The 10677-nt window shown below is 70.4% G+C and carries 11 protein-coding genes and 1 pseudogene; 8 read left to right on the plus strand and 4 right to left on the minus strand.

What is annotated here, in order from left to right:
- Positions 1–19: 19 nt before the first annotated feature.
- The gene (locus WMF26_RS39100) at positions 20–691 is read right to left on the minus strand and encodes a TlpA family protein disulfide reductase (RefSeq protein WP_437996874.1); all 672 of its coding nucleotides are present in this window, start codon (positions 689–691) and stop codon (positions 20–22) included.
- Between the two features lie 190 nt (positions 692–881).
- Here WMF26_RS39100 and WMF26_RS39105 point away from each other — a divergent pair.
- The 3 genes and pseudogenes from WMF26_RS39105 to WMF26_RS39115 all read left to right on the plus strand — a co-directional run.
- Positions 882–1061, plus strand: a pseudogene (locus WMF26_RS39105) (hypothetical protein); the annotation flags it as partial.
- A gap of 1767 nt (positions 1062–2828) precedes the next feature.
- Positions 2829–3716 carry a transposase gene (locus WMF26_RS39110; protein ID WP_438002480.1) on the plus strand — a complete coding sequence of 296 codons (888 nt, stop codon included), beginning with the start codon at positions 2829–2831 and terminating at the stop codon, positions 3714–3716.
- 167 nt (positions 3717–3883) lie between these two features.
- Positions 3884–4213 carry a hypothetical protein gene (locus WMF26_RS39115; RefSeq protein WP_236644176.1) on the plus strand — a complete coding sequence of 110 codons (330 nt, stop codon included), beginning with the start codon at positions 3884–3886 and terminating at the stop codon, positions 4211–4213.
- Between the two features lie 327 nt (positions 4214–4540).
- Here WMF26_RS39115 and WMF26_RS39120 read toward each other — a convergent pair whose 3' ends face one another.
- On the minus strand, positions 4541–5440 hold the full coding sequence (locus WMF26_RS39120) for a LysR family transcriptional regulator (RefSeq protein WP_020739852.1): 900 nt from the start codon (positions 5438–5440) through the stop codon (positions 4541–4543).
- A gap of 78 nt (positions 5441–5518) precedes the next feature.
- Here WMF26_RS39120 and WMF26_RS39125 point away from each other — a divergent pair, with 78 nt between their 5' ends.
- The 4 genes from WMF26_RS39125 (at position 5519) to WMF26_RS39140 (ending at position 8035) form a co-directional block, all read left to right on the plus strand.
- Positions 5519–5653, plus strand: coding sequence for a hypothetical protein (locus WMF26_RS39125; protein WP_437284697.1), 135 nt, complete (start codon positions 5519–5521; stop codon positions 5651–5653).
- Positions 5654–5685: 32 nt separating this feature from the next.
- Positions 5686–6516, plus strand: a complete 831-nt coding sequence (locus tag WMF26_RS39130) for a DUF998 domain-containing protein (protein ID WP_437996875.1) — start codon at positions 5686–5688, stop codon at positions 6514–6516.
- 145 nt (positions 6517–6661) lie between these two features.
- On the plus strand, positions 6662–7117 hold the full coding sequence (locus tag WMF26_RS39135; RefSeq protein ID WP_437313651.1) for a hypothetical protein: 456 nt from the start codon (positions 6662–6664) through the stop codon (positions 7115–7117).
- 180 nt (positions 7118–7297) lie between these two features.
- The gene (locus WMF26_RS39140) at positions 7298–8035 is read left to right on the plus strand and encodes a class I SAM-dependent methyltransferase (protein ID WP_437996876.1); all 738 of its coding nucleotides are present in this window, start codon (positions 7298–7300) and stop codon (positions 8033–8035) included.
- A 480-nt stretch (positions 8036–8515) separates the two neighbouring features.
- Here the strand turns inward: WMF26_RS39140 and WMF26_RS39145 are convergent, their stop codons facing one another.
- Positions 8516–9208 (minus strand): TetR/AcrR family transcriptional regulator, encoded by a 693-nt coding sequence (locus WMF26_RS39145; protein ID WP_020739857.1) that lies wholly within the window; start codon positions 9206–9208, stop codon positions 8516–8518.
- 121 nt (positions 9209–9329) lie between these two features.
- Here WMF26_RS39145 and WMF26_RS39150 point away from each other — a divergent pair, with 121 nt between their 5' ends.
- A complete protein-coding gene (locus tag WMF26_RS39150; RefSeq protein ID WP_437313653.1) occupies positions 9330–10100 on the plus strand; it encodes an SDR family NAD(P)-dependent oxidoreductase in 771 nt (256 codons plus the stop codon).
- 105 nt (positions 10101–10205) lie between these two features.
- Here the strand turns inward: WMF26_RS39150 and WMF26_RS39155 are convergent, their stop codons facing one another.
- Positions 10206–10652 (minus strand): SMP-30/gluconolactonase/LRE family protein, encoded by a 447-nt coding sequence (locus WMF26_RS39155; RefSeq protein WP_437996877.1) that lies wholly within the window; start codon positions 10650–10652, stop codon positions 10206–10208.
- Positions 10653–10677: the final 25 nt, after the last annotated feature.

Below are 10677 nucleotides of genomic sequence, written 5' to 3' on the forward strand. Positions count from 1 at the left end.
GGCGAGGCTGGGCGTGGTGTCACCGCGCCGGCTCGTCGAGCAGCGCGCGAACGCGCTCCTCGACGGTCGCGAACTCGGGGGTACCGGGCGCGAGCTGGCCCCCGAGGTGCACGTGCCGCACCAGCCCGGCGCGATCGAGGAGGAAGCTGACGCTCGTGTACTGGCGCTTCGGATGGCCATCGATCCACCAGCGCTTGAGCGTGCGCCAGTCCGGGTCGATCGCGACCGGGAAGCTGTACCCGAAGTGCGACAGATAGCCTTTGACGGCCGCCGGATCGAGCGGCTCGTCGTCCTTGTGGTGATACATCCCGACGACGACCAGCCCTCGTGACCGATAGCGCTCGTCCAGCGCCTTGAGCGCCGGGGCGGTGGCGCTGCACAACGGGCAGTTCGGCGACATGAACCAACGGACGAGCACGACCTTGCCGCGCAGGTCCGCCGGCGTGAGCGGCGGCGAGTTGTACCAGGGCCCGACGTCCCAGGCCGGCGGAGGCGCCCCGACGACGCCCGACACATCGTGGTCGAAGCCCGGGTCGCCGCCCGACGTGGGCGGGGCGCTCTCCGGAGACGGCGCAGGCGCGGCGGGCTCCGCGGGCGCGGGCCCCAGGGGCGCGGACGCGGGCACGGGCTCCGGCGAGGCGCACGCGAGGGCGAGCGCGGCGAGCGGCAGCGAAAGCAAGCGAGCGAGCATGGCGATACCCCCGCGCGCGACGGTGGCAGGCCGGCGCGGGCGCGTCAATCCGGACGGGACGGCGTCCCACCGCCTTCTCCCACCGTGAAGTGCGCTGCGAACGCCGCTGCCGGAGCCGGGTCCTCCCCGTTTCAGGTGATGGCGCTCCTGGCCAAGCTCCTCCTGGAAGAGCCGCCGCGGCTCATCGAGGGAGCGAACGGAGGGAAATGCCTTCTTCATCGAGGAGCTGATCCGGGCGGCGGCGGACGGACGCAGCGATACGCTGCCGGAGACGGTGCTGGGGATGGTGGAGGCGAGGCTGTCGGCGCTCCCGCTGGAAGCCCGGCGCCTCCTGCGCGCGGCGAGCGTCTTCGGGGAGCGCTTCTGCAAGGGGAAAACGATTCGTAGACGCAGAAATAAACCTGAATAGTTTCGAAATTTTGGCTGCTGTGCCCGACAGCTGCGTGGCAGGCGCGGGGAGGCCGGGGGAGCTGTACGGGGCCATGGGCGCGCCCGTGCCGGTGCCGGCGGCGCGGGTCGTCAAGGGCGCGGCTTCGGATCGCTGCGCCCGGGGACGCGCTCGGGCCAGTGGTCGTTCACCATCCAGCGGCTCGGTGAGGAGGAACTCGGCGCGGCCGCCGTCGAGCGCAGGGCGCCGGAGCCGATCGGCGCGGTGCCTCGCCGCGGCGCGGGCGTCGGGCCGCCGGACGGCCGCTCCGCACCTAGGCGACGCCGAGGTCCCCGGGCACGAACTCGGGGCCGCCGTCGTCTACCTAGGCACGCTCGGGTTGTCGCGGATGTCGGCCACCTCCGCTAGTTCCGCGTGTCAGAAATCCCGCCAGGATTCCGCTGCGGTGGCGAACCGTCGCGGACCGTCGCTTTCTTCGGGATTTCAGGGGGGCGTGACGACACGACGGATCGCTCGCCCTCGGGAGGGATGGACCCAACCCCGGCCCAACCGCCGAGCCCTGGGCCCGGAGAACTCGCGACGGTCGATCCATCGCCTCGAGCCGCCGTGGTTGCGTCGCTCGCCGCCACCCTGAGCCGAGCCGTCGCCCTCGGGGATGACGTGGCGGCCCGGGTCGTGCACGAGGCGATCGGTCAGCTGCTCGGGCTGCCGGTGGCACCGAAGCGGTGAGCAAGCTTGGGCCGAACGTCGAGCCCGCCGCTCGCGTCGACTCGCTGCCGGAGCCTTGCCGCTCGCCAGTGCCCGCAGGCTCACCTGGGATCGCCCGCGCGCGGCGGTTGCGTGCCGAAGCGCCCCGGAGGCATCCGGAAAGTGATGCCGGCAAGCAGCAGGCCTGTGCCGGGAGGCAAGCGCGGCGGCGTGCGCAGGCGACGACCCTCTCGCCGCGTTGCTGCATGGCGACGCCATGGCGGAACTGCGGACGCCACGGGGAGCGGTGGGAAAACGAGTGGCGAAGCGGCTCCTGCATGCTGGCGCGGAGGCGGCACGCGCACCATGCGCCTCGGCGCCAGAGCGCAGATTCAAGCACGAGCCTGACACGGCTCATCCATGGTCCCGATGAGAGGCATGACCATCACCTGCTTGGTGATCGGGATCATCGGCGTAGACAGCTCCGCTAGCCGGCTCTGCTGCACCCGGATGATCTCCTCCTGCAACGCTGCGCGCTCGCGCTCTCGCGTTCTCGCGCGCCGACATATCGAGCGCGAGGCGGGTGCTCGGCGAGCGCCTCCGCCGCCGCGGCAGCGAGCGTCGCGGCCCGCCGCCCCCCGGCCCGCCGCTCCGCCATGGCGCCGCCATGGGCGATAGCCCGGCGGGTTGTCGAAATTCGCGGCGAAAACGCGCCCTCACCGCGTGGCGTGCGGCGTGCGGTGTCGGCGCCGTGTGGCCAGCGCGGCTCGCACCACGGGCGTCGTCTACGAGCGCCGTCGCCCCGAGAAGACGACGCTCTACGAGATCGTGCGCGACAACGTGGAGACGCTGTACGGGGCCATCGACGACGGCGCCATCGCGGTCCGGATACCCAAGCACGCGAAGAAGGAGCTCGAAGCCTACCTCGACTGCGGGCTGCTCTGCCGCGGGTTCGCGCGGCTCCGGTGCCGTGCAACACACGTCCGGCGACATGCGGCTCAATCCGCATCTGCACGTGGTCTTCCTCGACGGGGCTTATCACGAAGACGGCACCGAGCTCGTGTGGAACGAACTCGGTCATCTTCCGACTCGCGCGGTCGGTCAGGTCCTAGAGCACGCCGTCGGGCGGATGCTCCGTTACCTTCGGCGGCACGGGCATCTCGAAATCGAGCACGACGTCGAGGAGGACGGCGAGCCCGAGGCAGCGCTCTGTGCCTCCGCCGTCTCGGGACGAGAGTCGCGATACGCGTCGTCGCCCCGCAATGGCTCCGCGGGCTCTCGCCGTCTTCGCCGAGCGCGCTCGCGTACGACAAGCCGCTGTGCGCTGCGCTCGATGGCTTCACCTTGCACGCAGCGACGCGCGCCGGTGCGCACCATGCCGCGGCGAGGGAGGCGCTGCTGCGTTACGTGCTGCGACCCCCGATCGCAAAGGAGCGCGTCGAGCCGCAGCAGGACGGCCTGGTGCGGCTGTCGCGGAGGCGCGCCTTCGCTGACGGAACTGTCGCGGTGGACATGGATCCGCTCTCGCTGCTGTGCCGGCTCGCCGCCAGCGTCCCGCCGCCGCGCTTTCACACCGTCAAGTACGCGGGCGTGCTCGCCTCGGCAAGTCGCCCACGTTGGCGCGCAAGCGCATCGGACCGCGCCCTGCGAAGCCAGAAGAGCCTACGAAGGCGGACGAAGACGCCGCTTCGAAACGCAAGCGTGGCGGCTATCGGGCGGTCGACAAACCGCGCCGAGCTCTTGCGCCGCACATGTGCGATCGACGTCCTCGAGTGCCCAGCTTGCAAGGGGCGGATGAAGCTCGTCGCCATGGTGACCGAGCCAAGGAACATCGCCCGCTTCCTCTCCGCGCTCGGCGAGCCGACCGATGTTCCAGCACGCTCTCCCAGCGTCCACGCGGCGGCCGCCGTACTGGAAGAGCACCGTTCTGCGCCGCAAGGCGCCCGGTGACGCCGCATAGCGTCTCGCGACGCGCCTCCCGGGCCAGACCAACGCCCGGACGGACACGTGTGCCCACGGCACGCCGATGCGCCCCTAGCGCGCTCGGCGCCGCCCGGACCACGCTCTTTCGACCCAGGACCGAGCCATCACGACGCTCGCGGTCCCACCCTTTCGGTTTGCTGCGCACCACTTCCTCGCGCTGCGATCCGGCTTCTTTTACCTACGCGCTCTTCTGCTTGGAAGCTTCGCGCCTGGCCCGCAATGGACGCGACTGGGCAACGTCGCGCTACGTCGAGTGGGTCGTGCTCATGAAGCGTTCGTTCGGCTTCGATGCGCTCCGCTGCCCGAGATGCGAACGGAGGATGCGCGTGCTTTCCACGATCACCGACTCAGCGGTGGTGCGCCGCATCCTCGATCATCTGAACTTGCCCTCGCAGCCCCGAACGGCAGCACCCGCGCGCGATCCAACGTGGGAACCGATGGCGTTCGGGTTCGACGCGGCGTAGGTGGGCACCCGGCCCGAGCCCGTCATGGCGAACGCACGTCGCGGTCGTCGAGCCAGAGCTGCACCCAATGCACGGCGCGCGGGCCCTGCGACGGGGCGAGCGGGTGTTTGATGCGCGATAGACGGCTCGCCCGGCGTCGTTCCCGCGGGGCTCGACACGGGCGAGAGCTCTATGGTTTCCTATCCGCTTCCCGCGGGCTCGACACGGGCGAGAGCTCTATGGTTTCCTATCCGCTTCCCGCGGGGCTCGACACGGGCGAGAGCTCTATGGTTTCCTATCCGCCGCTCGGCGACGGCGAGCCCGCCTCCAGTCCCGCCTGGCGCACGCCTATTGTGAGGATCCATGCACCGAATTCGTGATCTCGAGGAGCGACCGCACGAGCGGGTCCTTGTCGTCCATGGCGCGCCACACCGAGCGGCCAAGGATGACGACGTTGAGGTCCCGAACCCGCTTGAACACCACTCCGGCAAGGAGCGTCGACGCGGCGCTCTCGGGACACAAGCTGAGACCTTCGCCGCTCGCCACCAGCATGAGGATCACATCGCTGCTGGCCTCCTCGTGGGCGAGCTCGAGCGTGAGATCATGCGCCCGGAAGGCGGCGATGATGTCGTCGTGGAGGCGCGGGCCCTCCTTGCGCGGAGGCCAGAGAAAGCGCTCCTGCTTCAGGTCCGCGACCCTCAGCGTGCGCCGTGCAGCGAGGCGATGGCTCTTCGACATCACGACGCCGACGCGCTCGCGATACAGCACGCGGAAGCGGAAGAGCGGGTTGTCTTCCGGCGAATGGTAGCCGTACCCGACCGAGATCTTGCCATCGCGCAGCGCGGCGACCTGCTCCTCGCTCGGCAGCGGCCGAAGGCGTACCTCGACGCGCGGATGACGCGCGCGGAACGTCTGCACGATCCTCGGCAGCAGGAGGGTGTCAGCCAGGGCCCCGTCGAATCCGACCACGACCGTCCCGATACGGCCTTGCGCCGTCGCGCGGGCGTCCTCGACCGCGAGCGCGGCGCGAGCCAGGGTCGCGCGCGCACCTTCGAGGAAGCTCCGGCCGGCGGCGGACAGCTTCACCCCGCGTCCCGAGGGCACGAAGAGCTCGACGCCGATCTCAGCTTCGAGCTGAGCGATTTGCCGGCTCAAGGGCGACTGCGAGACGTGAAGCCGCTCGGCCGCCCTTCCGAAGTGCTCCGCTTCCGCGACGGCGATGAAGTACCGCAGGTGACGTAGCTCCATGATTCAGACCTATAGGGTCTGAAACCGTTGCGATCAATGTCCTGGTGGTCTTGAGCGCGACGGTGCAGGCTGTTCAACATGAGGCGACACGAGACGTTCGAGAAGCTGTCGCCCGGCTTTCTTGGGCCGGCTGAGCTGGCGCGCGGCTGGGCGTCGCGCGTCGACTGCTCGAGCGCCGACGCAAAGCACACGCTGGGGCTTCTGTTTCGCTGAGCCTCGCGACCGACAACCGAGAGAACCCGAACATGACCGAGAACAACCCCACCTCCAGCTCGGAACCAAAGGAGCGCGCGAGGCCCGCACCCGAGGCGAACCAGATGATGCAACGTCGCCCCGCCGGCGCGCTGCTCGTCGCCGGGGCAGTGATCTTCTTCCTCGCCGAGTTCATCGCCGCCGCGGCATGGACGGATCCTCCCTACAGCTACACGCATCACTACATCAGCAACCTGGGAGTCCGTGGCCCCCTCGAGGCTCTTGGCCAGTTCATGAAATCGCCACTCGCGTGGGTCATGAACACCGGGTTCTTTCTCTTCGGGATCATGTTCTTCATCGGTGTCGCCGCGCTCAAGGGCCTGCGAAGCTGGCGCCGCTGGGCAGCGCTCATCCTGGGAGCTCTCGTCGCGCTTGGCGGCGTCTTGCTGGCGTTCAACCCCGGTTCCGGAGAGCCGCCCGACGGCGCAGTCGACTATCACGCCCTGGGCGCCTTCGCGTCTATCGTCGGAGGCAACGTGCTCGCGATGCTCCTTGGACGCCAGCGTCAACAAGTCGGAGTCACTCCCAAAGCCGGGAGGGCCATGGTCGTCCTCGGCGTGTTCGGGCTCGCCTCGATGGTGGCCTTCCTCGTGGTCGCCAGCTCGGGGGCCAACGTCCTCATCGGCCTCGTCGAACGCTGCGCCGTCTATCCCATCATGGTCAGCTTCATCTGTGCGGGGGCGTCGATCTGGAATCGCCGGACCGTTGCACGCTCGAGCGGCGAGGGCGAGACATCCCGACCACAGATGCTGAAGCAGCAGCCAGCCTACATCAACATCATCAAGATGCGCGCCAAGGCGGGAGCGAGCGACAAGCTGTTCTAGCTAGCCGCGGCCGGCCTACGAAGCAGCAGCTCATGCAGCTTCGCGGCCTCCGCCTTCGACCACGCTCGTGCTCCGCGACCTCGACAGCGGCATGAAAACCTGTAACATATCCACAGAACAGGCGCTCTTCTGCACACGGATTGACATGCGATTGGAATCCATGAACACCAACGCCGCCTATCGCTCGCTTGTCCGTCTGTCCTTCCTCATGCTCCTCGCGGTCGTCTTCTCCATCGGGTGCAAGCGGCTCAAGACCGGCGCGCGGGAGGAGTTCGGGAGAAAGCACAGCTGTCCCGAGGACCGCATCACGGTCCGCTCACGCGACGACGTGAAATGGGGCTCGATCGTGCTCGCGAAAAGACCCGCTGAGGCGCCGCCCGACGAGGTGAAGAACGACCCCGGCCGGCTGGCGAAATGGCAGAAGGACCGGGCCGAAGAGGACGCAGCGACGCGGGAGAGTCTGGACGAGCTCGACGTCTTCGAGGTGAAGGGCTGCGGCCACGAGGTGTTCATGGCCTGCGCGCACCCCGGCGGCGGTGCCGGCGAGGGGGTCGCGACCGACGAGGTCGTGTGCTGGGAGCAGCCCACCACGAAGCGCTGACGCGGTCGCTGGCCAGGCGCGTCAGTCACGGCGGCGCTGCTGCAGCGGCCGCAGAGGAGAGCTCGCTCGCGAACAGCACGGCGCGTCCGGGCCGCGCCGCTCGGGCTCGTTCCCGATCATGAGATGAGGGCTCCGCTCGCGCGCCGGACGAGCGAGGCAACGCGCAGGAAAAGGAGAACCATGCTGAAGCGGATCTGGGATCGTCATCGCGCCGCCGGGCTCGACGAGGCTGCGGCCGCCGCCGCGGCGCCGTCGCCGGAGGAGCTCTGCTACCTCGCGATGCTGGCGTTCGCCTACGAGCGCACCGCGGACGCCGCGGCCTTCGCCGCCCGCGCCGCGGAGGCCTCGCCGGGAGACCCGCTGTTCCGCGCGGCCGCGGCGCACCTCGCGCGGGTCGGCCGGGAGGGGAAGCGCAACGTCTACGTGCCCGCGGAGGGGTTCGCCGCCTTCATCCGCGGCGGCGGCAATGTGCCGCTCTACCGGGAGACCAGCGCGGCGCTTGCCGGCCAGTACCCGGAGGCGCCCTTCGATCTGCTCGACATAGGCGCTGGCGACGGCATGGCCCTGCTGCCCGCGCTGACGCCGGCGGTGCGGCGGGTGACCGTGGTGGAGCCGGCGGCGCCGCTGCTCGAGCGGTGCGCCGCGGCGCTCTCGGCGCGGGGCGTCGGCTTCGAGGCCTTCAGCGGGCGATTCCAGGACCTCGCCGCGGATCCCGCCATGGCGTCGCGGAGCTGGGCGGTCGCGCAGGCGACCTTCTGCCTGCACGCGATCGCCCCGGCCGAGCGGCCGGCGCTGCTCCGCTGGGCGCGCTCGCGCTGCGATCTGCTGCTGAGCGCCGAGTTCGACGCGCCGCGCATGGACGAGCCTTCGCTGACGGGATCGACGTCCTCGAGTGCCCAGCTTGCAAGGGGCGGATGAAGCTCGTCGCCATGGTGACCGAGCCAAGGAACATCGCCCGCTTCCTCTCCGCGCTCGGCGAGCCGACCGACGTCCCAGCACGCTCTCCCAGCGTCCACGCGGCGGCCGCCGTACTGGGGGTTCGGGGCGCAGGGCGCCGCAGGCGACCCGGAGCCCCGAGCGTTGAAGAGCACCGTTCTGCGCCGCAAGGCGCCCGGTCGCAAGGCGCCCGGTGACGCCGCATAGCGTCTCGCGACGCGCCTCCCGGGCCAGACCAACGCCCGGACGGACACGTGTGCCCACGGCACGCCGATGCGCCCCTAGCGCGCTCGGCGCCGCCCCGGACCACGCTTTTTCGACCCAGGACCGAGCCATCACGACGCTCGCGGTCCCACCCTTTCGGTTTGCTGCGCACCACTTCTTCGCGCTGCGATCCGGCTTCTTTTACCTACGCGCCCTGTGTCTGCGCTGCGGCGAGTTGCGCCGCGATTCACCCGTGTGTCATCCGCGGCTCGGCTTGCTCTTTCTTCTCCCGCCGGGCTCCTGAGCAGGCTCCGCGGCGCCCGCGCCCTTGCCGGTCCGCGCCGCCCGGGCCGCGGGCTCGACCGTGGCCAGCGCTCCGCACGCGAGGTCGGGCAGGGTCGCCCTCATCCACGCGGGGTCCACGGCGCCGCGCGCGGACAGGTACAGACGGCAGGCCTGGTGCGCCGGGCCGAGCAGCACCACGTCGAGCACCACCTCGGACGAGCGCGCCCCGGAGAAGACGCCGAGCTCCGTCAGGTGCGCCGTCACCTCCGCCTTGAGCCGCGCCTTTTCGTCCCGGAGCGCGGCGCGGTGGTGCCCGTCCAGCTCCAGCGCGAGGGCCTGGTACATGAAGCGCGCCTCGGCCTCGTGCTCGAACACCCAGGTCAGGTGCGCCTCCACCAGCGCCCGCACCGCCGTGCGCGCCGTCCTGGCGGCGAGCACGCGCGCGGTCACGTACCCGACAAGCCGCTCGAAGGTCCGCCCGAGCAGCGCCGCCACCAGCGCCGGGAAATCCTCGAACAGGTGGTACACGCTCGAAGGGCTCGCCCCAGCCTCCTTGCGGACGTCCTCGATGCCCGTGCGCAAGATGCCTCGCTGCTCGAAGCAGCGGAGCGCCGCGTCCAGCAGCGCCTCCCGGCGGGCCACGCCGCTCTGTCGAGCCACGGCCATGCCCCCTCCCCTACCCCAGCTGCGCGCCGCTGACCAGCCGGCCTAGATGGAAGATTCTTCCAATTTGTTGTTGGAAGTTCCTTCCACTCAGGCTACCTTCCACTCGAAAGCGAGGTGTCGCATGAAGCTGGGACTGGAGAAGAGGGCCGCGCTGGTGACCGGCGGCTCGCAGGGGATCGGCAGGGAGGTGGCTTTGCAGCTCGCGGCCGAGGGGGCCCGCGTGGCGCTCACCTACCGGAGCGAGCGCGAGAAGGCCGCGGAGGTCGTCCGGGAGATCGAGCGGCAAGGCGGCGAGGCGCTGGCGCTGGAGCTCGACCTCGGATCGACGGAGTCGATCAAGGCGGCTGTCGCGGCCGCCCTGGCGCGCTTCGGGCAGCTCGATGTCCTCGTCAACAACGCGGTCCGCTGGAGCGAGCGCCTGCCCTGGGAGGCGCCGCGCTTCGAGGACATCCCGCTCGCCGAGTGGCAGGGCACCCTCCACGACAACATCGACGGCGCCTTCGCCGCGATCCAGGCCGCGGTGCCCTCCATGCGCGCCCGGGGCTGGGGCCGGATCGTCAACGTCTCCTCTGGCGTGGCGCTCGACGGCGTGGTGGGCACCGGGCCCTACGCCGCCGCCAAGTCGGCGCTCCACGGGCTCACGGCGGTGCTCGCGCGCGAGCTCGGGCCGCACGGGATCTTGACCAACGTGGTGGTCCCGGGCTTGACCGTGACCGACAAGATGATCGGGGTGATATCGCCGGAGGTGATGGCGCAGCGCGGGAAGGCGTACCCCGTGGGCCGGCTATTGCGGCCCGAGGAGGTGGCGCCGACCATCGTCTTCCTGTGCTCGGCGGCGAACACCGCGGTCACCGGGGAGATCATCCGCGCGAGCGGCGGCCGGCCGATGTGACGAGGGGACAGGCGCGCGGCGCTGAATCAGCGCATACCGGCTGCATGGCCGGGCGCAACGACACACGTGACAGCGACGTTCAGCGGCTTCGAGTCGGGCCAGCGCTCACTCGATCGGGCCGTAGGAGAGCAGGCCCGTACGAGGGGTCATCATGGCGAGCAGCGTCACGAGCCCGAAGTTGGTGAGGAGCGCGTACTTCTTCGAGCCCAGCGTCGCGAGCGCGACGCTCGCTGGCCCATCGAGCGGCCCGTCCTTGACGAGCACGGTCTCGTTCCCCTCGGGCCCGACGCGGACGAGCGCGTTGCCCGCGTTGCCAGCGACGAGGATGCTCCCATCCGCGTCAGCGGTGATGCCGTCGGCGCCCTTCAGCGGCAGGCAGGTCGCCGGATCCGACGTGGAGAGCACGACCGCGGCGCCCGGGGTCCCGTCCGCCTCGATGGGGATCTTGATGAGCGCGGCCTTGTCCGTGTTGGCGACGTAAAAGGCGTTGTCCGAGAGCGCGAGGCCGTTGGCGCCGAGCGGGACGCCGAGGACCGCTCTCCCAACGCCCACGTTGCGCCCGCCGTACTGGAAGAGC

It is taken from the genome of Sorangium sp. So ce185, from assembly GCF_051526825.1.
GTDB classification, from domain to species: domain Bacteria; phylum Myxococcota_A; class Polyangia; order Polyangiales; family Polyangiaceae; genus Sorangium; species Sorangium cellulosum_D.

Bases quoted from the DNA above. Each gene is read 5' to 3' on its own strand.
- WMF26_RS39120 (WP_020739852.1), bottom strand. From the start codon at position 5,440: ATGGAGCTACGTCACCTGCGGTACTTCATCGCCGTCGCGGAAGCGGAG.
- WMF26_RS39125 (WP_437284697.1), top strand. From the start codon at position 5,519: ATGAGGCGACACGAGACGTTCGAGAAGCTGTCGCCCGGCTTTCTTGGG.
- WMF26_RS39145 (WP_020739857.1), bottom strand. From the start codon at position 9,208: ATGGCCGTGGCTCGACAGAGCGGCGTGGCCCGCCGGGAGGCGCTGCTG.
- WMF26_RS39150 (WP_437313653.1), top strand. From the start codon at position 9,330: ATGAAGCTGGGACTGGAGAAGAGGGCCGCGCTGGTGACCGGCGGCTCG.
- WMF26_RS39135 (WP_437313651.1), top strand. From the start codon at position 6,662: ATGCGATTGGAATCCATGAACACCAACGCCGCCTATCGCTCGCTTGTC.
- WMF26_RS39130 (WP_437996875.1), top strand. From the start codon at position 5,686: ATGACCGAGAACAACCCCACCTCCAGCTCGGAACCAAAGGAGCGCGCG.
- WMF26_RS39100 (WP_437996874.1), bottom strand. From the start codon at position 691: ATGCTCGCTCGCTTGCTTTCGCTGCCGCTCGCCGCGCTCGCCCTCGCG.
- WMF26_RS39140 (WP_437996876.1), top strand. From the start codon at position 7,298: ATGCTGAAGCGGATCTGGGATCGTCATCGCGCCGCCGGGCTCGACGAG.